General features: G+C 68.1%; 18 protein-coding genes and 4 pseudogenes. 11 read left to right on the top strand and 11 right to left on the bottom strand.

Annotated features, from left to right (window positions below):
• Positions 1-225: 225 nt before the first annotated feature.
• A complete protein-coding gene (locus ASC56_RS00185; RefSeq protein WP_055489055.1) occupies positions 226-1,110 on the bottom strand; it encodes an SDR family oxidoreductase in 885 nt (294 codons plus the stop codon).
• Between the two features lie 112 nt (positions 1,111-1,222).
• Here ASC56_RS00185 and ASC56_RS00180 point away from each other — a divergent pair, with 112 nt between their 5' ends.
• Positions 1,223-1,795 (top strand): TetR/AcrR family transcriptional regulator, encoded by a 573-nt coding sequence (locus ASC56_RS00180; protein ID WP_055489586.1) that lies wholly within the window; start codon positions 1,223-1,225, stop codon positions 1,793-1,795.
• Positions 1,796-1,901: 106 nt separating this feature from the next.
• Here ASC56_RS00180 and ASC56_RS41500 read toward each other — a convergent pair.
• Together ASC56_RS41500 and ASC56_RS00170 are read right to left on the bottom strand one after the other, a co-directional pair.
• Positions 1,902-2,076: pseudogene (locus ASC56_RS41500) on the bottom strand (AAA family ATPase); the annotation flags it as partial.
• Positions 2,077-2,605: 529 nt separating this feature from the next.
• Positions 2,606-2,872 (bottom strand): hypothetical protein, encoded by a 267-nt coding sequence (locus ASC56_RS00170; protein ID WP_055489053.1) that lies wholly within the window; start codon positions 2,870-2,872, stop codon positions 2,606-2,608.
• Positions 2,873-3,059: 187 nt separating this feature from the next.
• Between ASC56_RS00170 and ASC56_RS41495 the strand changes: the two are divergent.
• Positions 3,060-3,412: pseudogene (locus ASC56_RS41495) on the top strand (transposase); the annotation flags it as partial.
• Positions 3,413-3,521: 109 nt separating this feature from the next.
• On the top strand, positions 3,522-5,087 hold the full coding sequence (locus ASC56_RS00160) for a hypothetical protein (RefSeq protein WP_055489051.1): 1,566 nt from the start codon (positions 3,522-3,524) through the stop codon (positions 5,085-5,087).
• Here the strand turns inward: ASC56_RS00160 and ASC56_RS37390 are convergent.
• Both ASC56_RS37390 and ASC56_RS00145 read right to left on the bottom strand, forming a co-directional pair.
• Positions 5,084-5,904 (bottom strand): IS5 family transposase gene (locus ASC56_RS37390; protein ID WP_107309141.1). Its coding sequence is split into 2 segments (ribosomal slippage): positions 5,084-5,562 and positions 5,562-5,904, totalling 822 coding nucleotides; the frame shifts between segments, so codons are not numbered across the junction. The two genes, ASC56_RS00160 and ASC56_RS37390, sit on opposite strands and share 4 nt — an antisense overlap.
• Before the next feature lie 110 nt (positions 5,905-6,014).
• A complete protein-coding gene (locus ASC56_RS00145; protein ID WP_055489049.1) occupies positions 6,015-6,419 on the bottom strand; it encodes a VOC family protein in 405 nt (134 codons plus the stop codon).
• A 219-nt stretch (positions 6,420-6,638) separates the two neighbouring features.
• On the opposite strand from ASC56_RS00145, the gene ASC56_RS00140 reads away from it, so the two are divergent.
• Together ASC56_RS00140 and ASC56_RS00135 are read left to right on the top strand one after the other, a co-directional pair.
• Positions 6,639-7,121 (top strand): winged helix-turn-helix domain-containing protein, encoded by a 483-nt coding sequence (locus ASC56_RS00140; RefSeq protein WP_055489048.1) that lies wholly within the window; start codon positions 6,639-6,641, stop codon positions 7,119-7,121.
• Positions 7,122-7,174: 53 nt separating this feature from the next.
• Complete coding sequence (locus ASC56_RS00135; RefSeq protein WP_055489584.1) at positions 7,175-7,732, top strand: transposase; 558 nt, start codon at positions 7,175-7,177, stop codon at positions 7,730-7,732.
• Between the two features lie 314 nt (positions 7,733-8,046).
• On the opposite strand, the gene ASC56_RS00130 is transcribed toward ASC56_RS00135, so the two are convergent.
• Positions 8,047-8,538, bottom strand: a complete 492-nt coding sequence (locus tag ASC56_RS00130) for a hypothetical protein (RefSeq protein ID WP_055489047.1) — start codon at positions 8,536-8,538, stop codon at positions 8,047-8,049.
• A 361-nt stretch (positions 8,539-8,899) separates the two neighbouring features.
• On the opposite strand from ASC56_RS00130, the gene ASC56_RS41490 reads away from it, so the two are divergent.
• Together ASC56_RS41490 and ASC56_RS00120 are read left to right on the top strand one after the other, a co-directional pair.
• On the top strand, positions 8,900-9,193 hold the full coding sequence (locus ASC56_RS41490; RefSeq protein WP_234376783.1) for an SMI1/KNR4 family protein: 294 nt from the start codon (positions 8,900-8,902) through the stop codon (positions 9,191-9,193).
• 549 nt (positions 9,194-9,742) lie between these two features.
• On the top strand, positions 9,743-10,192 hold the full coding sequence (locus ASC56_RS00120) for a hypothetical protein (protein ID WP_055489045.1): 450 nt from the start codon (positions 9,743-9,745) through the stop codon (positions 10,190-10,192).
• Here the strand turns inward: ASC56_RS00120 and ASC56_RS37380 are convergent.
• Positions 10,132-11,316, bottom strand: coding sequence for an acyl-CoA thioester hydrolase/BAAT C-terminal domain-containing protein (locus tag ASC56_RS37380; protein ID WP_079102189.1), 1,185 nt, complete (start codon positions 11,314-11,316; stop codon positions 10,132-10,134). The two genes, ASC56_RS00120 and ASC56_RS37380, sit on opposite strands and share 61 nt — an antisense overlap.
• Positions 11,317-11,402: 86 nt before the next feature.
• Here ASC56_RS37380 and ASC56_RS00115 point away from each other — a divergent pair.
• Together ASC56_RS00115 and ASC56_RS37370 are read left to right on the top strand one after the other, a co-directional pair.
• Positions 11,403-11,708: pseudogene (locus tag ASC56_RS00115) on the top strand (IS21 family transposase); the annotation flags it as partial.
• Positions 11,709-12,252: 544 nt separating this feature from the next.
• Positions 12,253-12,401 (top strand): annotated as a pseudogene (locus ASC56_RS37370) (AAA family ATPase); the annotation flags it as partial.
• 34 nt (positions 12,402-12,435) lie between these two features.
• Here ASC56_RS37370 and ASC56_RS00110 read toward each other — a convergent pair.
• The 4 genes from ASC56_RS00110 to ASC56_RS00095 all read right to left on the bottom strand — a co-directional run bounded on the left by ASC56_RS00110 (position 12,436) and on the right by ASC56_RS00095 (position 15,941).
• A complete protein-coding gene (locus tag ASC56_RS00110) occupies positions 12,436-13,221 on the bottom strand; it encodes a class I SAM-dependent methyltransferase (protein ID WP_055489043.1) in 786 nt (261 codons plus the stop codon).
• A 151-nt stretch (positions 13,222-13,372) separates the two neighbouring features.
• Positions 13,373-13,609: a hypothetical protein gene (locus tag ASC56_RS37365; RefSeq protein WP_055489042.1), complete on the bottom strand. Its 237-nt coding sequence runs from the start codon at positions 13,607-13,609 to the stop codon at positions 13,373-13,375.
• Between the two features lie 159 nt (positions 13,610-13,768).
• The gene (locus ASC56_RS00100) at positions 13,769-14,614 is read right to left on the bottom strand and encodes an IS5 family transposase (protein WP_055489041.1); all 846 of its coding nucleotides are present in this window, start codon (positions 14,612-14,614) and stop codon (positions 13,769-13,771) included.
• A 166-nt stretch (positions 14,615-14,780) separates the two neighbouring features.
• Positions 14,781-15,941 carry a nuclear transport factor 2 family protein gene (locus ASC56_RS00095; RefSeq protein ID WP_055489040.1) on the bottom strand — a complete coding sequence of 387 codons (1,161 nt, stop codon included), beginning with the start codon at positions 15,939-15,941 and terminating at the stop codon, positions 14,781-14,783.
• A gap of 96 nt (positions 15,942-16,037) precedes the next feature.
• Here ASC56_RS00095 and ASC56_RS00090 point away from each other — a divergent pair, with 96 nt between their 5' ends.
• Both ASC56_RS00090 and ASC56_RS00085 read left to right on the top strand, forming a co-directional pair.
• The gene (locus ASC56_RS00090) at positions 16,038-17,036 is read left to right on the top strand and encodes a LysR family transcriptional regulator (protein WP_079102188.1); all 999 of its coding nucleotides are present in this window, start codon (positions 16,038-16,040) and stop codon (positions 17,034-17,036) included.
• Between the two features lie 618 nt (positions 17,037-17,654).
• Positions 17,655-17,966 carry a nuclear transport factor 2 family protein gene (locus tag ASC56_RS00085; RefSeq protein ID WP_079102187.1) on the top strand — a complete coding sequence of 104 codons (312 nt, stop codon included), beginning with the start codon at positions 17,655-17,657 and terminating at the stop codon, positions 17,964-17,966.
• Positions 17,967-18,048 lie beyond the last annotated feature (82 nt).

Below are 18,048 nucleotides of genomic sequence, written 5' to 3'. Positions count from 1 at the left end.
CTACCCCTCGCGCCGGGCGGCTTGCGCGGCCTATGCGTGTCCGGTTCGCGGTCGTCACGGCCAGGCCGGAAGGGGCTCGCCCCTTGGATTTGCCTCGTTGCCACGGTTGTTCAGCTCCGCCGGCCGGGCCGTCCGCTGCTCGGCGCCCTCGCCGCCGGAGCCGACCTGCCTCTCCAGCAGGTCACGTTCGCCATCGGGTCGGGCAACAGTGCGAAGGAGCAGGGATCATTGTGCGGTGAAGTAGTGGCCGTCCTCGAGGTCGGCGATGAGCCCGGGGTGGACCGGCTCCCAGTCCAGCAGCTGCCGGGTCTGCGTGTTGGGCATCGTGATGTCGAGCGTCATGAACGGGAAGGACTTGAAGTGGTCCGCGGCCTGCTCGGCAGGGATGCTCTCGGCGGGGACGTCCAAGTGGCGGCCGATGGTCTCGGCGATCTCGCGCACCGTGATGCCCTCTTCGGTCGCGGCGTACAGCTGCGATCCGGCAGGGGCCTTCTCGAGCGCCAGCCGGAAGAGTCGGGCGATGTCCAGGACGTGGCCGGCGGGCCAGCGGTGGGCGCCGTCGCCGACGTAGCCGGACACGCCCGTGTCACGGGCGATCTTGATCAGCGTCGGGATGAAGCCGGTCTTGTCCCCCGTGCTGTGCGTGACCGGCGGGATCGCGACGAGCAGGGTCCGCACGTCGTGTTCGGTGAACCCGGCGATCGCGCGCGCGACGGCGGACCGCGGGTTGGCGTCGATCGCCGCGTCGCGTTCCGGATCGCCGGTGTGTGTCATGCCGATGCCGATGAGGGTCTTGCCCGTGCCGGCCAGCGCGTCGCCCAGGGCCCGCACCACGGCCAGGTCGGCGGCCGCCGCTTCGGCGAACTTGCCGGCGGCGATGGCGTCGTGGTTGAACGCGAGGTGGATGACCGCGTCCGCCTCGGCGGCGGCCTCGCGCAGGCCGTCCAGGTCCTCCAGGTCGCCGCGGCGCACCTCGGCGCCCAGGGCCTTCACCGCGGCGGCCGACGTCTCGGACCGGGCCAGGCCGACGACCTCGTGCCCGGCCTGGAGCAGTTCGGGGATGACGGCCGAGCCGATGTGGCCGCTGGCGCCGGTGACGAAGACACGCATGGTGAGTCTCCCGTGGATGAGCCGCCCCGCCGGGCGGGGCGAAGTGATGTGACTCAGTACCGTCACCATAGCAGGAGTGACGGTACCGAGTCACATCACATAGGCTGTGCCCATGGGCCGATGGGAACCGAACGCGCGGGAGCGACTGGTGCGCGCCGCACTGGAGCTGTTCACCGAGCAGGGGTACGACAACACCACGGTCGCCCAGATCGCCGAGCGAGCCGGACTGACCAAGACCACCTTCTTCCGGCACTTCCCCGACAAGCGGGAGGTGCTGTTCGCCGGTCAGGACACGCACGCTCGACTCCTCGCGGACGGGATCGACACCGCGCCGCCCGCCGCCACGCCGCTCCAGGCGGTCGCCGCCGCCCTCGACGCCGCCACCGCCACCTTCACGCCCGGGCAGCGTGACTTCGGGCCCCGGCTGCGAGCGGTCATCGCCGGCAACAGTGAGCTGCAGGAGCGCGACGCGTTCAAGCGCGCCCGCCTCGCCGCGGCCATGGCGGACGCACTCCGCAAGCGCGACGTACCGGATCCGACCGCGAGTCTCGCCGCCGACCTCGGCGTCCGCGCCTTCTCTGGCGCCTTCGCCCGCTGGAGCGATCCAGCCAACGAGCAGACCTTCACGGAACTCGCGCGCCAGGCGCTCCACGAACTGCACGCGGCGGCCACCGGGCTCGACTGAGAGGGGTGTTTCACCCTACTTGCCGGATCATGCGCTGGCAGACCTGTAGGACCTGGCGAGCCCGTTCATCTGCGAGGCAGCGATGGTCAGCGTGCCTGGCCGTCCTTTTGGCTATGGATCGGGCCAGGCGGCAGGACTCGGTGCCGGTTTCGATGAGGGCGGCGTTGAGTTGAAGGGAAGCCGTCCACGATCGCCGCGCAGAGCCGCGGGTCGGTGAAGGTCCCGCTCCATCCATCTGGGAAAGCCTCGTGGGAGGCGATCGCGATGCTGCACTTCTCCTCGGATCGACGTTGGGATTGACCTGTGGTCGAAATCAACGCTCCCTTCGGGCCCGCGCGCGAGGACCAGAGCACCACGGGCCGCGTCATCAAGCCGGTCGAGGGTGGCATCGTCGCCAAGGCGCGGCCGATGGCCGCGTTGCAGCTCGGGCAGGCCACACGCCGGTACCAGGCCCGGACACGTTTGTCCCTTCGCCGGAGCGGAACTGCGGGCGCCGGCGCCCCCACCGGGCGGCCTGAGTCATGACGCCTCCGGTAACTGAGCGACCGGCAGGGCCGGTACGAGTTCACGGACATCATCACGACTGGGCGGCGGCTGGTCATGAGGGGTGTCGTGATGCAGTCCTCCAGGCAGCAGAGGGACGGCGGGAGATCACCCTATGGCCTGAAATTCGAACGTGACCCGTCGTTGTCCGGACAGCACGGCAGCCTCCCAGGGCGCGGGCGAGCCCCGCCTACGGCTGTGCTGCTACCGGGGCCTGCGCTAGCTCGATTACCCCCTCCACGGAGCCGCTCGAAGTCCTGCCGGAGGTCAGCGCGGCCCAACCACGGTGACGACCGCGTACCGGGTTGAACCTGCCACGACCTCCACCACGGCGTCGCCCCCGGCGGGCGTGTAGGAGTCGCCGGCCTTCGCGAACGCGCGCCCCGGCTGGGGGAGTAGGCGCGGTGCGACGGCGGCGGCAAGCGCCGTGGTGTCCGCGCCCGTGCCTTCGACTCCCGTGTACCAGAGCAGGGCCTCGTCCAGGTCAGTGGTCGACCACACCGGAACGATCGGCGGACCGACGTCAGCGAGCATGTCCAGGAGGACCCGGCGGCGCTCGGTGTACGGACGCGGCCGCAGGTCGGGGAAGCCGCCGAAGGATGGGCGAGGACGTCAGAGACCACGTACGTCGCGAGGTGCCGTTCGGCGAGCTCCCTTGCACGACGGGGGCTGGACAGCGCGCGGGACTGCGCCGCCTCGAAGCTGATCCGCGCGGTGCCATCGTCGGCGACGTACACCACGGCCTCGCCGTCCAGGATCACGCCGGGCGGCAGGCGCATGGCGGCCAGGGCTGCACACCGGTATCCAGTGGGAGTATCTGCCGCAGGAGCTGGGCTTCGGCTCGGGCATGACCTGCCGGCGGCGCCTGGCGCAGTGGAACGAGGCCGACGTGTGGCACGAACTGGACCTCGTGCTGCTACGGAAACTGCGCTCGGCGAAGAAGCTTCACTGGTCGCGGGCGGTGATCGACTCCTCCCGCGTCAGGGCGGCCCGGCGGGGCCCAAAAGCGGTCCCAGCCCGGTCGACCGCGCACGTCCGGGCAGCAAGCACTACGTTGTCGCTGACGGCCACGGCTTTCGCCGACTGCGCATCCGCTCTAAGAACTCCTAACAGAATGAGCTTCCCCCCGATCCGGGCGTGGTGGGGCCAGGCGAGCACGAAGGAAGATCACTACTCTGCATGAGTGCTTTCCTACGATGAGTTGACTTCACCTGAGCGTGAGCTGTGGGATGCGTTCCCCGAGGGGCGGAGGGTGGACCTGCGTACGGGTACGCCGGAGGAGGACCGGGTCGCCGACGGCGGACGGTGGGGACCTGAGCGGACTGTGCGGGCGGCGGTGATCGCCGCGTTGTTGCTGGGCGCGAACACCGGGCAACCGGGCGCGGTGGCGCGTCTGAGGCTCACAGGGGCACGGATCTCCGGACGCCTGGACCTGGCGGGCGCGCAGATCGCACATGCCCTCTGGCTGGAGGCATGCTGGTTCGAGGAGGCGGTGAATCTCCTCGGCGCGTCGACGCAGACCCTTGTGTTCACCGGCAGCCGGATACCCGGCATCGAGGCCGATTCGGCCCGTGTCGAAGGCAACTTCTCCCTGCGGCACTCTGTGGTGGAGGGCGGCGCCCCCACACCCTTCAACCGCGTGAGCACCGCCCTGTCGCTCACCGACGCCCGGGTGAGTGGCGCACTTCTCCTCAACGGGGCCGAGTTGATCGCACCCGACGGGTGGGCCCTGTCGGCCGGTGGCCTGGCCATGGAAGGGGGCGTCTTCTGCCGAAACGGATTCGTCGCAATCGGGGAAGTCCGGCTGATGGGGGCGCGGTTGCCGGGCACTCTGGTCATGCATGGCGCCCGCCTGGAAGGACCCGGCCCACGCGGCGTGGCCCTCACCCTCGACAACGCCATAGCCTCGTCGCTCAAGTTCTCCGAGGGATTCACCGCAAACGGCACGGTACGGCTGCGCGGAACCCAGGTCAGGGACAACGTGACCTTCGACGGAGCCGTGCTGAACGGCCCGCCCACCGACGACGGAAGCGCCCCGGCCCTGATCGCCATGCATCTGCAAGCCGTCGACCTCGATCTCACCCTCGCCCGACCCCCGTCCGGCACCCTCGACCTGCGGGGCGCCCAGGTGTCGTACCTCCACGAGAACGAGCACAGCTGGCCGGACAGGGTGGAGCTGGACGGCTTCGTCTACGGCTCCATCAAGACGGCGAACGCGAACGACGAGCGCCACGAGGCCGTGGGCGACCGGGAGTCGGTGGCCCGACGCGTGGCATGGATACGCAGCAGCCCGGGCTACAACCCACAACCGTACGAGCAGTTGGCGGCCTGGTACCGCAAGGCCGGGCACGACGACGACGCCCGCCGCGTCCTCCTCGCCAAACAACGCCACAGGCGCCGCACACTGTCCCCTGCAGCCCGCGCATGGGGCCATCTCCTCGACGTGACCGTCGGATACGGCTACCGCCCCTGGCTGGCCGGCGTCTGGCTCCTCGCGCTGATCCTGCTGGGCACAGTGGCCTTCGGCACTGACTCCCCCAACCCGGTCCAACGAGGTCAAGGCGCCCCCTTCCAGCCCCTCGTCTACACACTCGACCTCTTGATCCCCATCGGGGGTCTGGGTCAGCGCACGAGCTGGTACTGGTCGAACGACAGCCTCCAGTGGCTGGCCTACCTGCTGATCGCCTTCGGCTGGGTGCTGACGACCGCCGTCATCGCGGGTGTCACCCGCACCCTGCAGAAAAACTAGCGGGCGACAGCTGCGTTCAGGCGTCGCCGGCAGATCAGTGCGCATCCGAGGGTGAGGAATGCTTCGTGGATGTCGTCGCGGATCTCCCAGCGGATCCGCAGGCGGCGGAACCAGTGCAGGTGAGCGAACGCGCGCTCGACGACCCAACGGTGGCTGCCCAGGCCGGAACCGTGCTCGGTGCCGCGGCGGGCGATCAGCGGCTTCGCGCCAAGATCCCACACCAGCCGACGGTACTTGTCGTGGTCGTAGCCGCGGTCGGCCAGCACCACGTCCGGGCGGTGCCGGGGCCGGCCGCGCTTGCCTCGCACGGGTTGCACCGCCTGAAGCAGTGGGATCAGCTGGGTGACGTCGTTGCGGTTGCCGCCGGTCAAGGGAGCGGCGAGCGGAATGCCGGTGGCGTCGGTGATCAAGTGGTGCTTGCTGCCCGTCCTGCCCCGATCGACGGGGCTTCGTCCGGTCTTGGCTCCCCCTTTAACGCCCGGATGTGAGAGCCGTCGACGGCCGCCCGGGAGAAGTCCAGGACGTTCGCGCTGCGGAGGTTGCTGAGGAGGACCCCGTGCAGCCGAGGCCACACCCCGGCCTTGGTCCACTCGGCTAGGCGCCGCCAGCAGGTCATGCCTGAGCCGAAGCCCAGTTCTTGCGGCAGGTGTTCCCAGGCGATCCCAGTGTGCAGGATGAACAGGATGCCCTGGAACACCATCCGGTCGGGGTGCCGCTTGCGCCCGGGGTGCCGGGTTCGACGCTCGACCCTGGGCAGCAGTGGCTCGATCACTGCCCACAGCTCATCGTCGACTTCCCACGGCTTCGGACGCGCCACTCCCCACCCCCAGATCACCAGGACCGGAGCTATCCAACCGCCTCAGAGATCATTCTGTTAGCAGTTCTAAAGCGCCGGCCAGGGCGACCAGCCCTGGCCGGCCTACCGCCTTACGACGCCGTCGGCTGCTGCACGTGACTGCCGTAGGGACGAGTGATGATCTCCATGCCGTGCCCGGCCGGGTCCATGAAGTACAGGCCGCGCCCGCCGTGGTGGTGGTTGATCTCACCCGGCTGCTTCATATGCGGATCGGCATAGTACGTGATAGCCGCCTGCTGGATCCTCGCGAAGACCGCGTCGAACTCCTCGTCCGAGATCAGGAACGCGTGGTGCTGCATGATGATCGACTCGGCCGGGATGGCAGCGAAGTCCCGGGTGACCCCGTTGCTGGTGGCGACCGGAATGAACGGGCCCCACTCGGTCCTGATCTCAAGGCCCAGGATGTGCGCCAGGAACTCAGCGGACTCCCGGTTGTCCTGCGCATGAATGATGGTGTGATTCAACTCGACTGACATGTTTGAATGCCTCCGCAAGGCACTTCACGGCACCTCCATGCCTCACCCAGCCGGTGACCGACACGCGATGCCGTGCCCAAGATCCTATGCAGCACGCTCGCGGCGTCGAGCCCCGCTCCCCGCCGATGCACCGTCGGGGCCACCCAACGTAACTACTGATCTCTTCGGATTGGTGTCGGGGGTGGTGACGTGTGGTGATCCCTGCGGTAGGCCGGTGGTATGCGGTACGCGCAGGGTGGTGGACTGACCGCGGAGCGGCGGCGGTTTCGTGAGCGGATCCGGTACGAGGCGGGCGAGCGGTTCGGCCGCGGTGAGAGAGCCGCGGTGATCGCGAGGGATCTGCGGGTGAGCGTGCGGTCGGTGGAACGCTGGCGCCGCGCCTGGCGGGAGGGCGGGACAGCCGCGCTCGCTTCCGCGGGGCCACCGAAACTGCCCAAGCTGTCCGACGACCAGTTCGGCGAGCTGGAGAAGGAGTTGGCGCTGGGACCGGCTGTGCATGGCTGGGAGGACCAGCGGTGGACCCTGGCTCGGATCAGAGCGTTGATCGCTTGGAAGTTCTCACTCGATTGCTCGTCATCGGCGGTGTGGCGGCTGCTGCACCGGCACGGCTGGTCCTGGCAGTGTCCCGCCCGCCGGGCCCTGGAGCGCGACGAGCAGACGGTGGGCTTGTGGAAGAAGGATGTGTGGCCGCAGGCGGAATGACTGCGGCGGTGCTGGGCGCGTACATCGTCTTCGAGGACGAGGCGGGATTCTCGATGACGCCGCCACGCGCCCGCACCTGGGGCCGGCGTGGACACACACCGGTGGTGCGGGTGCGCGGCCGCTCCTGGCGCCGCTGGTCGATCGCCGCGTTGTGCTGCTACAAGCCCGGCGAGACCTCCCGGCTCATCTATCGGACGCGGCGACACCGTAAGCGCAAGGGCAAAGGACGCGACACCTTCGCCTGGAGCGACTACCGCGACCTCGTCGTCCGCGCCCACATCCAGCTCCAGGCCCCGATCGTCGTCATCTGGGACAATCTCAACACCCACCGGGCGTCCGGAATGCGCGATTACGCGGCCGCACACGACTGGCTCATCATCATGCAATTGCCCTCATACGCCCCGGACTTGAACCCGGTCGAGGGCGTCTGGTCGCTGTTACGGCGCGGCCCAATGGCCAATACCGCCTTCACGGACGACGACCACCTCGAACGCACCCTCCGGCGGGGACTACGACACATCCAGCTCCGCCCCGACCTGATCGACGGCTGCCTGGCCGGCACCGGACTCAAACTCACCCACCAGCCGACACCAATCCGAAGAGATCAGTAACGCGCCAGTCAGAACCAGGAACTGGCGATGGTTGAATACGCGAGCCCACCAGTACCGGGGCCGAAGACCTCGCCCGGGTCGTCCCCGACCTGCTGCAGCTCTCGAATTCTGGCGCGGCATTCCGGCCGAGGGCCACCTGGCCGCCCTCTCCGCCTGATCAAATACTGGGTCGGCCCCCCGCCACCGGCTACGCCCACTGGGAAGACCCCGACGTGACGATCGACCCTGCTGGTCGTGTTTCTCGTCTTCGGCGGGCGCCCCGCTACGACGAGCGGCCGGGGCCAGCCGCGGCCGTGCAGTCTCTCGCCGCTGGTTCAGGAGTAGGTCCAGCGCCACCTGCTCCCGCTGGGTGCGCAGGTAATGCTCGTACCGTTGGCGTCCGTGGTTGTTGCCCCGTGGTCCCTGTTGCGGCAGAACTCGCCGGCGGAGTAGCAGTTCCCCGAGTTGGAGACGATCGAGCAGGTGCCCGAAGCGCTCTGGCTGCCGCTGCCGCTGCCGCTGCCGCTGCCGCTGCTGTCGGTGGCGGCCTGCGCAGTGACGGTCACCTTCACCTGGACCGTCTTCGTCACAGTCGGCCTCGGCGCAGGCTTCGCGGTGGCTGTCGCGGTGGCCGTTGCAGTGACGGTTGCGGTCGGTTGCGGCTCACCAGCCGCAGTCTTGACGCTGTCGCCGTTCTGTCCGCCGGCGCCGATACCGAGGAAGAAGGCAAAGCCGATCGCGGGCAGCACGTACCGTTTCCGTGCCCACTTCGGGGCCGGACGGACGGGCGGAGCAGGCGGTGGCGGCGGTATGTACGGGTTAGCCATTTGTCCCCCCAGGACGAGTCAGGGGCGACGACGGTAGTGCCTGGGGTACGACCTGCGGGAGAGGCGTGGAGAAGTAGTGATCATTTTGTGACGGTCGATGGTGGCGCTGTCTGCCAGGCATCGACGGCGCCCACGAGAAGGGCGGGATCGAGGGACAGATCGGCTACTTCCACCGCAACCACTTCACCCCGGTTCCTTCTCTGCTTCGCCGCTTGGGAATCCGTCTCGCTCGTCGTTGCGATCGACGTTCTGCCCATCGGAACCGGGCCCCGGCCCTCTCCGCGCTTGATGCCCGCAGCAGCGTCGGAATAGGTTTGCTGCCGGCACCGGACGATCAAGCGAGTTGGGGTGCATGGCGGGATTGGATGATCTTCTCGAGTTGTTCGGCCAGCCCCCGGCTCGTGAACCGTCTCCGGAAGACTGGGCTGAGGTCGAGGACTACCTCGGCTCGGCGCTGTCCAGCGACTTCAAGGCATTCCTGGACACCTATGGCACGGGCGTCTTCTGCGGCGAGCTGGTTGTCTTCCACCCGCGAGGTTCCAGTCCGCTGCTGACGAGGATGAGGATGCGGAAGATCCACGAGTCGTTCGGCCAGTCGTGGCGACGTGACTCGGACGAGTATCCGTTCCGGTTTCACCCCGACTTGGTGGCCTGATCTCCGGGGGATACGACTACTCCGGCGACGAGCACTTCTTCTGGCCGTGCGACCGGGAGTCGGACCGCTGGAGGGTTGTCACCAACATCAATGGGACCGAGCCCGAGGTTTTCGACGGACCGTTCACTGACTTCGTTCTCTCCTTCGTCAAGCCCCTGCGCGACGTGGACCCGCATCACGCCATCGACCCGGACGCCTTGGAGTTCCTTGAGCCGGAAGATCTGAACGAAGCGGCAGAGCGCGGCGAGATCGGTCCGGTCAACCCGAGCTTCGAGCCGCTTTGACCTCGCTGCTCGGCGGGGCCTGTCGCTCAAGATCGAGTGGTGGGACGCTCTTTGATTTGTCATGGTCTGTTGGGATCCGCCGATGTTCCCCGGGGCCGGGGTGTGGTCGGTGGTGACATGGCGTCCCGCGACATCGGGAAAGGTGGGCAAGCCGAGGTCGATGGCGGCGGTGCGGCGGGCACGGCGATCAACCTCGGCATGCCACGCATATCCCCAGCCGAACCCATCCGGGAGGAGGGAACAGCTGCGCTGAGACAATCAGTGGATGACCAGCAATGAGATCCGGTTCGACTGCCAGCAACGTGGCGACGGCGGCGTGCTCGTGATCCTCCCCCGCATCGACGGAGCACCACTCACCGAGCTGATCGACAGTTTCGAGATCGCTGCCGGGATGCAGCCCGCAGGCGATGCCTACGGTGGTCTGATCCCGCAGTTCTTCCGGTTCGGCCCGATGCAGGACCACTTCCTCGGACAGTCCACCAACGCGATGGGGCCGAAGACACCCGTTCTCGGTTGTGAATGCGGCGAGTGGGGATGCTGGCCGCTCATGACTCGCATCACTATGACAGCCGACCTCGTGATCTGGGACTCCTTCGAGCAACCCCATCGCAAGACTCGCGACTACAAGGCATTCGGTCCGTTCCAGTTCGACCGTCACCAATACGATGACGCCCTACGCGCGCTGAACGCCGCAATCGAGTCCGACGAGACGTGATCCTTACCCGCCAGCGCTAGTTCAGAGAAGCAGTTGTGCTCGTGGATACAGGTGGTGCCGTAGGCTCGCCCGCAGTTGTCGGCGTACAAGTGAACGTGCACCACCTCGTACGCATGAGAGTGCACCGTTCTTGATGCGGGTGAGAGGCCGTGGCCGGGAACCTGCTGACGTCGGTTGAGGATCGGCGGAGGGCGGCTGGCAGTGGCTTCGACGGACTCCTCAGCCGGCTCGACGGAGAAGCCTCCCGAGGGCGGTCGGTAACTGGAGGGAGCTGTTCTGGCGAGCTTGTCGAGGATGTGCGGCCACGCAGCCTCTCCCAGGAGCGCGTCAGCCCTGGGCGTGCCTCCGTACAGAAAGTGCGGTGAGGCGAGCGCCGGGCTCTCGCCTGGAAAGCGCGGTCGGTGGCCAGCATCGCGGCGGGCGATGAGGTGCGCGGTGGTCCCGGCCGAGCGTCGGCGTTCTGCCAGTTGTTCGGCGAAGCGGAGAGAAGGCCACATCGCGTCGTCGCCGCCAGCGACGAGCAACAGGTCGGCCCGGGCCTTGTCGACGGGGATCTCTGCCCGAGGGACCAGGTGAGCGAAGCTCCGCTCGCTGAGTTCGTACCAACCGCGGATGGCGGCCGGACCGCTGCCATGGTTGACAGGGGTCCAGGAGTCATCCATCGGGACAAAAGGCAAGGGGCGCCCCTGCCAGGTCCAGGAAGACCGATACGGGCGCCGTTCCCCATCGGGGCCCGGACCCACATTGCACCAGACTCGCGAGGTGGGCGACAGTGCGATGACAACGTCTACGCGCGGGTCGTACACGGCCGTGAGCAGAGCTGCTTCAGCCCCCTTGGAGACACCGAGGATTCCGATGCCTCGGGCCCCGTTCGTGGTGAGGAAGTCCACCGCAGCGGTGAAGGTTTCCAGGGGGATCTCACAGATTCCCGGAGACTGCTCTGGTCCGCCGAACCAGCGGATGGACAGAGCCGCGATGCCCTTCTGAGCGAGGATACGTGCTCGTTCGCGTTCGATGCGTCCGCTGGAACCGGCCAGGACCAGGACGCCGACGTCACTGCCGTGAGCGGGAGCGGCGAGAACGCCTTCCCAGGGATGCTTCAGCTCGTGCTCAACAACGTCCATGGGCTCCCCAGCTTGGCGCTTCGCGGTCAACAAGATTGTCCTGGACAACTTCTCAATCGCAGCCGGCGACTTGACGTCGAGACCCGCATATTGGAGGTGTCCCGATGCCAATCGTCTACGACCGGACCAAGACCCTGGTCCGCCGGCATGTCCCCCCAGGTGAAGCCGTTCCACTGCATCCGGAGGCAGTTGCGTTCGCCGGGCACTACGACTTCGACCCCGACGTCCTGGCCGCCTACCGGCCCACCGGGAAGGGCCGGGTCGAGCGCCAGGTCCTGATCGTCCGTGACCGCGTCCTGGCCGGACGCGCCTTCTCCTCCGTCGAGGAACTGAACGCCGCCTTCACGGACTGGGTCCCGCTGCGGCGGGCCAAGGTCCACGGCACCCACGGACATGCCGGGAAGCGTTGAACTCGTCGACCGGGCAGCCCAGGCGGACACCGAACGCGGCCTCGATCTCGCCTGCCCTGCGGACCTGCAGGAACCGGTGAAAGCCCTTGAAGATCTGCACGTACTCGCGCCGGGTTGACGTCGCCCGGCCGTTCACCGCCAGGTCGCCGACCACGCGGTCGATGTCCTCCGCCGTCACCTCCCAGGCAGGCCGACCCAGCGCGGCCGCGGTTCGCTACCAGCAGACCGATGTCGTTGTCGATGGTCACGGGGCTGAACCCGCGGGCCCGCCACGAGGCGACGAACGCGTCGACGCATGCGGTCTGACTGCCATGGGTCCGTCGCCAAGGGCTCTTGCGGGACGGCCCCGCCCGCGACGACCTGGAGTCTCGCCTCGGCCACCGGCACACCTTCCTCGCACCTAAACGGTCAAGGCAGCACCTTGCAAACCTGGGTGCCACCGCGAAAAGCAACGAGGACCCCAGGAACAGGAAACGGCCAGGTGGCAGCAGCAACTCTTGTGAGGGAACAAGTGCCAGCCCCAGATGGTGGGACGATGACGTTCGCCGATCCCCGTCTCTGCGCGGCCATCGTCGACCGCCTGACCTTCAACGGCACGATCATCGAGACCGGCACCGACTCCTACGCCTCGCCAGCACCTGGGCTCGGGCCGAGGATTCCGCCAAGGCCGGCTGACACCTGCCGTCCTACGCCGGGCGGTAGAGATCACCTACTCGCCGGCGCGGGCCACGAGCAGCGGCTGGAAGAAGCCAGTCTCCTGCGGCATCCGCCAACCGAGGTCGACAAACCCGGCCTCGGCTGCGAGGCCGGCCAGCCGGTCCCGGCCGAGTGCCCAGTAGGCGGTCCGGCGGACCTGGACGCGCCAATGTCCGCCTGCCGGAAGGAGTTGGAAGTGCTCCAAGTCGTAGCGCTCGCCGTCGTCGTGCCAGTGCCAGAGCTGGAAGGTGACGGTTCGTTCTCCGCCGTCGGCGAAGTCGGAGAAGTCGGCGATCCGGTGGACTTGTGGAGGCGTCGCAGCCGGGCGGTCGCTCAACAGATCGTCATAGGGACGCGTGCTGACCAGCAGCAGGCCGGCGGGGCGCAGCACACGGCGCATATCGGCCAGGGCGGCGTGCACATCCGGCTCCGTCAGAAGGTGAGGCAGCGAATTGTCGGCGCAGACGACGGTGTCGAACTGGCCATCGGGAAACGGGAGGCGTCGCATGTCGGCGACGGCCGTACGCAGGCGCAGGCCCCGGCGGGCGGCCTCACGGGCAGCGCGGGCGGCGGCGCGGGCGCTGAGGTCGCTCCCGGTGACGCGGTGCCCGCGTAACGCCAGACCGATGGCCTGCGTGCCGATGCCGCAGGAACAGTCGAGCACCGCCGCACGATCCTGGCCGATCAGGGCATCCAGGGCGTCCCCCTGCCGACGGATGCTCGCGTCCCAGTCTGCGTAGATCAGGTGGTAGTCGTCGGCCAGTTCGTCGTAGAAGTGCGCCACCGATGTCTGGGGCATAGCCCGAGATTACCGTGCCTGATTCCCCCGAGGCCCCTGGTCGCCCCGTGATCGGCGCGGACCCCTCTCACTGAGAGGTCGGAACGTGAGTAGTTGTCCGATTCGTCGTTGTGTCGAGGACAGGCTCGCCGATGGACGTCGTGGTGTCGGGTTATTGGTGGCGCAGGGTGAACAGACCGGGCTCGGTCTCGGTGACCAGTCGAAGGCCGATCACTCGTTTGAGTTTGGCGCGCATGCCCTCGATGTGCTTGGCCTGGCCGCCGAGGTCCAGGGCCTGACACGGATCGCGGGCGCGCCGGGGTGTCTCGGCATCCGCGAGGGTGGACAGGATGTGCTGGTACGGGATTGGCGGGCAGGGAGGGGTGTGCCGGCGCGGACTCGTCGCCATCGAGCGCAAGGATGATCTTGCGGGCAGTGGCGAGCCCAGCGAGTTCGTGCTCGATCTCGCGCAGCCGATCGCCGAGCTGGGCGATCTCCGCGCGCAGCCGCTCGGCCTTGGCGGACACGGCAGTCTCCCGCTCGGCGATCTTCTCCAGGATCGGTCTTGTCATCGGCGCATCCCGCTATGCCCACGCCAGGTCCGGGACGCTGCGCCGGTCAGACGGCGGGCCATGACGGCGGTTATCGCCCAGTACACGCGCGATTCGGACGAGGGCGGGTTCGCCTCGTAGCCGCGCACCAGGCGCCGTTGCAGCATCAGCGTGACGAGGGTCTGCTCGACGCGCCACCGGATCGGCTGTGGTGCGAAGCCGACCTCGCGCGCGTTGCGCTCGACGATCTCGACGTCGATGCCGAGCGCCGCGCCGTGCTCGACCACGGTGTTCTTGAACCCCTGGTCCACCAGCGCCTTGCTCACCCTGGCAGTGCGCGAGGCGACCCGCGTGAGCAGCGCGGTGCCGATCTGATTGTCGTGCACGCTCGCGGCGAGCACGACCACCGCGATGACCAGTCCTATGATGTCCACAGCGATCCCGCGCTTGCGGCCGGGGACCTTCTTCGCCGCGTCCAGGCCGGTCGTGGATGCCGGGATGTTCACCGCCGCGTGCAGGCTCTGCGTGTCGAGCACCACCAGGCTCGGATCCTCCGCCCGGCCCGCGCGCTCGCGCACCTGGCAACGCAGAATCTCGTGGATCACCTGGTCCAGGCCCTCGTCACGCCACCGGTAGAAGTAACACTTCACGGCCGAGGCGGGCGGGAAGCCCGCCGGATGCAGGCTCCACTGGCAGCCGGAGCGAATCTGGTAGAGCAGGGCGTCGACGATCGCGCGCATCGCGTAGCGCCCGGTGTGGCCGCTGACCGAGGGATGCGCCGCCTTCCACGCCGTGATCACAGGCTCGATCAGCGCCCACTGCTCGTCCGTGGTGTCGGTGTAGTAGCCGCGACGCTCGCTCACCGCAGCAGTCCACCAGCCCGGCCACTACCTGCAGCCGGTTCCGGGCGGCGTCACCGAAACGCGCGACGACGGACAATGGCGACAGCGGTGAACCGGGCGAATCAGCCCCCGGTTCACCTGATCCCGACGCAACGACGAATCGGACACCGGATCGCTTCCCGCCCGCTCAGGCGTTTCGGTGGTAGACCTTGTTGGCGATGCGCCAGCTGCCGTTGACGTGGGTCAGCAGGAAGATGTCGGTAAAGGTGTCCGGGCCATGCCAGAGCGTCATGGATGCGGTTGCGACGGTGCCGTGGACATCGATGGCGTCGATGCGACGGGAGCGGATCGGTTCGTCCGGGGCTGGCCTGCCGGTGAACAGAGCGCAGTACTCGTCCAGGCGCCACGAGACGAATGCTCCGTCCCGGAGTCCCTCGACGTGGGCAGTTGGCAGGAACGCGTCGCGGAAGTGGGCGGGGTCGCCGGTGGCGTGTCCGCGGATGTAGGCGCGTAGCGGTTCGAGCACGGCGTCACCCACGGCGGGGACCATTGCGGCAACGGCGATATCGGCTTCCGGGTCGACAGGGGTGTCGACCAGGTCGGCTGCGCTGCGCAGGGGGGTGTTTGACGCCGCAGCCAGCAGTGCCATGTCCTTGGCGCCGATCGTGAACTCGGCCGTGGCCGTGGCAGCGCCGGTCGGCTGGTCGGCGAGGAAGGTTCTCTTGCGGGCGACGAGCCCGCCGAGCTGACCAAGTTCGAGGACGCCCAGCACCTGGGCACGGGGCAGGCCCAGGGCGTCGGCTTGCCGCAGTGAGTCACGCAGGGCGAGGACGGCGCCTGCGAGGCTGTTGTTGGCGACCAGCTTGAGCGCAGCCGCGGTGGCGGCGTCCTCTACGTGCCGCACGGTGCCAAGCGCTTCCAGAACTGGGCGGACTCGCTCCAGCGCCTCCCGGTCGGCGGCGGCGAGAATCTCCAAGGCGCCGACAGCGGCAGCCGGCACGGAGCCGAGCACGGGCGCGTGGATGTAGGACGGGCCGAGTTGCCGGGCCAGCCTCGCCGCCTCGGCCGGAGCGATGGTGCTGGTGTTCAGCACGATCGTGTCCGTTCGCAGCGAGTCGCGGACGTGGTCGACGACCTGCTGGCAGGCCCGGCCGTCGAACAACGCCAGGAGCACGAGGTCGGCCTTCGCCACGGCGTCGTTCGGGTCGCCGGTCGTCTCGACAGCGCCTGCCGAGCGCCCGGAGCGGGACCAACCGACGACGTCCCAGTCGTGGTCGGCGAGTCGTGTCGCGATCGCGGCGCCCATGCGTCTCAGGCCGAGGACGGCGATCGTGTGCGGTGCGGTCATGCATTCCAGCGTGGGGGCATCGCGATATCTGCGACAAGCGCAGATATCGCAGGGCGACGATGCGGGATGCGCATACCTGGCAGGCACACTTGTGCCATGGAGTTGACTGCGTGGCGGACGTTTGTGACGGTGTGCCGACTCGGGTCGCTGTCGGCGGCGGCCGCCGAGCTTGGTTACACGCAGTCGGCCGTCTCACGGCAGATCGCCGGGCTGGAGCGCCAGCTCGGGGTGCCGCTGGTGCAGCGGCATGTGCGCGGCGTGCGTCCGACGCCTGCCGGCGAGGTGTTCCGTCACCACGCCCTGGTCGCGCTCAACGAGGCCGACCGTGCCGTGCGTGCCGTGCGGGACATTCGTGACGGGACGCCCAGTCGGCTGCTGACTGTCGGCGCGACGCCGTCTCTAGCCGCCGGGATCGTGCCCGCGGCGATCCGCCGCCTGCTGGAAACGGCCGGACCCCTCCGGTGGAGCCTGTTGCCCGGGTTGAGCCCGGAACTGCACGACCGCCTGATCGCCGGCGACCTCGACGTCGCTGTCGTCACCGACGCACCACCAGGGCTACCCAACGACCCGCGTGTCGAACGACGGTTCCTGGGGATGGACGAGATGGTCGTCGCCCTGCCCGTCGCCCACCCGCGGACAGGGCGCGGCCCGGTCCGCATCCAGGCGCTGGCCGACCAGACCTGGGTCGAGGACAACGACGGCTCGGCGGCGCTGCTGCGCCAGCACGCTGCCCGCGCCGGAGTCACCGCCCGCATCGACCTCACCGCGGCCGATCTGCCGGGCAAGATGGCGCTGGTCGCAACGGGCCACGCCATCGCCCTGATACCCGGGGTGCTGACGTGCGCACTGCGGACCGACGTCACCACAGTCCCCCTCGTTGATCCCCCGTCCCGCCGCATCTACACGATCACACCGCGTCGCGACCCGCACCCATCCGCAGCGCCCCTGCTCGACCAGCTCACGACAGCCTTCGGCTCGGATCGCCCTACCCAGGCCACACAACGGCCGGCTGAGACGGACGCCCACCCCGCTGCCCTGGCATTTCACGACGGCATCGCGGAAGCGCACGACGACAAACCCGAGCAACGGGCGTGAATCGGCATTGTTTCAGGGCGCCTGATCTACACCCAACGACGAACCGGACAAAGGCTCGCTTCCCGCCCTCTGACGACAGTGCCGTCATTTACCGTGAACATCTGCGAGCGCGCTGATCGCCAACTGCTGTTGAAACTCAACGACAAACGCTGCTGCTGAACGTGAACTAAGCCAGCACCGCCACAGGCTCCCGACTCCAACTGCGACCGGCTGGCTCGTCACCCGGCCCAAGGAGCGCGTCGCAGTCGCCCGCCGCATGTACGACTGTCGGCGTACGGACTTCTCTCTCCAGCGGCGTACGGGCGAACGTGCCCAGTTCTGTAGGAGACGGGAGAGACGAATCCGAGCTACCCGACCTTTGGGGAGAGACCGAAGACGGCAGGCAGTGGCGCGGCAGCATTGGCCGGCTGCGCCAGGTTCGTGATCCGACGCCTCAGGCACACCGGATGCTCGGTTCGAGATCTGACATGAGATCTTGACCGTTTGCCAGGAGAGTTTGACGGCCAGTACCTCGCCGAGTCGCCGCGGGCGGCTCCACGTCACGGAAGTTCTTGACCTAGGACTGATCGGGATGTTGCATGCAACATGGCTGTTTTCCTATGGACTGGAGGTCAGGCAATGACCGCTACCACCCGCGACCTGTTCGACCGTTATCACGCTTGTTGGGAGGCCCGCGACCCTGACCGGATCGCCGAACTCCACACGGTCGACTCGGTGTTCCACCTACACTCGGGCCAGACTCCGGCGCACGGGCGGGCAGCCATCCGTGAGGCGGTGGCCAGCACGTTTGAGCTGGTCCCTGACCTGAAGTTCGAACTTGTCTCGCTGCGTGTTGGGGAGGACTTCTGGGTTGTCCAGTGGAAGCTGACCGGGAAGTCTGCGTCTGGCGCCGCAGTCAACGTCGACCTAGTGTCCTGCGCCAGTAGTTGATCGTTAGTAGTTATGTGACTTCTGCTGCTGGTGCGTCAGTTCCCCGTCGGGGCCCGAAGCTGGAACCGTTGCTCTTGTCTGA

This window comes from Streptomyces sp. TP-A0356 (genome assembly GCF_001417775.1).
Classification (GTDB): domain Bacteria; phylum Actinomycetota; class Actinomycetes; order Streptomycetales; family Streptomycetaceae; genus Streptomyces.
Note: the sequence above shows the minus strand (reverse complement) of the source record. Positions and strands in the feature narration are given on the sequence as shown.

Excerpts from the sequence above, each read along its gene's own strand:
- ASC56_RS00185 (WP_055489055.1), bottom strand. The coding sequence starts at position 1,110 with ATGCGTGTCTTCGTCACCGGCGCCAGCGGCCACATCGGCTCGGCCGTC.
- ASC56_RS00180 (WP_055489586.1), top strand. The coding sequence starts at position 1,223 with ATGGGCCGATGGGAACCGAACGCGCGGGAGCGACTGGTGCGCGCCGCA.
- ASC56_RS00170 (WP_055489053.1), bottom strand. The coding sequence starts at position 2,872 with ATGCTCGCTGACGTCGGTCCGCCGATCGTTCCGGTGTGGTCGACCACT.
- ASC56_RS00145 (WP_055489049.1), bottom strand. The coding sequence starts at position 6,419 with ATGTCAGTCGAGTTGAATCACACCATCATTCATGCGCAGGACAACCGG.
- ASC56_RS00140 (WP_055489048.1), top strand. The coding sequence starts at position 6,639 with ATGCGGTACGCGCAGGGTGGTGGACTGACCGCGGAGCGGCGGCGGTTT.
- ASC56_RS00135 (WP_055489584.1), top strand. The coding sequence starts at position 7,175 with ATGACGCCGCCACGCGCCCGCACCTGGGGCCGGCGTGGACACACACCG.
- ASC56_RS00130 (WP_055489047.1), bottom strand. The coding sequence starts at position 8,538 with ATGGCTAACCCGTACATACCGCCGCCACCGCCTGCTCCGCCCGTCCGT.
- ASC56_RS00120 (WP_055489045.1), top strand. The coding sequence starts at position 9,743 with ATGACCAGCAATGAGATCCGGTTCGACTGCCAGCAACGTGGCGACGGC.
- ASC56_RS37380 (WP_079102189.1), bottom strand. The coding sequence starts at position 11,316 with ATGGACGTTGTTGAGCACGAGCTGAAGCATCCCTGGGAAGGCGTTCTC.
- ASC56_RS00110 (WP_055489043.1), bottom strand. The coding sequence starts at position 13,221 with ATGCCCCAGACATCGGTGGCGCACTTCTACGACGAACTGGCCGACGAC.
- ASC56_RS37365 (WP_055489042.1), bottom strand. The coding sequence starts at position 13,609 with ATGGCGACGAGTCCGCGCCGGCACACCCCTCCCTGCCCGCCAATCCCG.
- ASC56_RS00095 (WP_055489040.1), bottom strand. The coding sequence starts at position 15,941 with ATGACCGCACCGCACACGATCGCCGTCCTCGGCCTGAGACGCATGGGC.
- ASC56_RS00090 (WP_079102188.1), top strand. The coding sequence starts at position 16,038 with ATGGAGTTGACTGCGTGGCGGACGTTTGTGACGGTGTGCCGACTCGGG.
- ASC56_RS00085 (WP_079102187.1), top strand. The coding sequence starts at position 17,655 with ATGACCGCTACCACCCGCGACCTGTTCGACCGTTATCACGCTTGTTGG.